The 893-nt window shown below is 56.8% G+C and carries 2 protein-coding genes; one reads left to right on the top strand and one right to left on the bottom strand.

Annotation, left to right across the window (positions count from 1 at the left end):
* The first annotated feature begins 100 nt into the window (after window positions 1-100).
* Complete coding sequence (locus ACXJ7R_RS34590; RefSeq protein ID WP_457155714.1) at window positions 101-265, top strand: hypothetical protein; 165 nt, start codon at window positions 101-103, stop codon at window positions 263-265.
* A gap of 5 nt (window positions 266-270) precedes the next feature.
* On the opposite strand, the gene ACXJ7R_RS34595 is transcribed toward ACXJ7R_RS34590, so the two are convergent.
* Window positions 271-753, bottom strand: a complete 483-nt coding sequence (locus tag ACXJ7R_RS34595) for a hypothetical protein (RefSeq protein ID WP_457155715.1) — start codon at window positions 751-753, stop codon at window positions 271-273.
* Window positions 754-893: the final 140 nt, after the last annotated feature.

The raw sequence follows: 893 nt of genomic DNA on the forward strand, positions 1-893 counted from the left end.
GAATACGCCGGGGCCTTTGTGGCATGTACGAAACACCTAGCATGTCCGCTTATTATCATCGGCTAATATGGTCAACAAACCATGAAGGACCACACATCCGATGACCGGTAAGCCGGTAACCACCTACATCGTGAGTGTGTTTGACAAGCCGCATTGGCGCACGGTGCTGACCACCAAGGACAAGCAAAAGGCGTTCGCGATGGCAAAAGAGATCGGCGACAAGGTGAGGGTCGAGACGATCACGGCGAAGGTGAAGAGGCGCTAGGTCGTTTACTTCTTCTTCGGTGTCTGAGGTGGCACTAGTGTAACGTAAGGTGTCCTCGGCTCCTTGCCGGGCTCCCGGTAAAACGGTGCCGACTCGCCGGGTGGTCCGAGCGATTTGATGTAGAGATACACCGAACGCATGTCGCTTTCGGTCATGGCTTGGACTTGGTACCAGGGCATCGGCGGCAATTGGACCTTGTTCTTGAGGTGGTCGACCCAAGCGYCCTCATCAAAGCCCATAGCCGAATCCCTGAGATTTACAGCGTAGGTCGTGCCCCAGGGACCCCGCCAGCCAATGGAGGAGCCTTTGAGCGCCTTGGCCGGATCGATTTTCCCATCGGCTTCACGGTATCCTTCCGTGTGGCAGAAATGGCAGCCGCCGATGATTGAAATATACAAACCGCGTTCGACGGAAACTTCGTCTGCCGCCAGTAGGCTGGTTGGCGCGATCGACAGAGCGACGGCCGCACAAAGATCGATTGTTCGCATATTCGCTGCCTCCCTCACCCCAGAGTACCGCCCATCATACGCTGATGATCAGCCGAAATTCGACGTGCATTTTACCGCCAGGGCGGGCCTGACAACCTTTGGGTTTGGGAACTCCGAGACGCCGGGCCCTTGGACCGGAG

Source organism: Mesorhizobium sp. P5_C1 (assembly GCF_054049815.1).

Bases quoted from the DNA above. Each gene is read 5' to 3' on its own strand.
- ACXJ7R_RS34590 (WP_457155714.1), top strand. From the start codon at position 101: ATGACCGGTAAGCCGGTAACCACCTACATCGTGAGTGTGTTTGACAAG.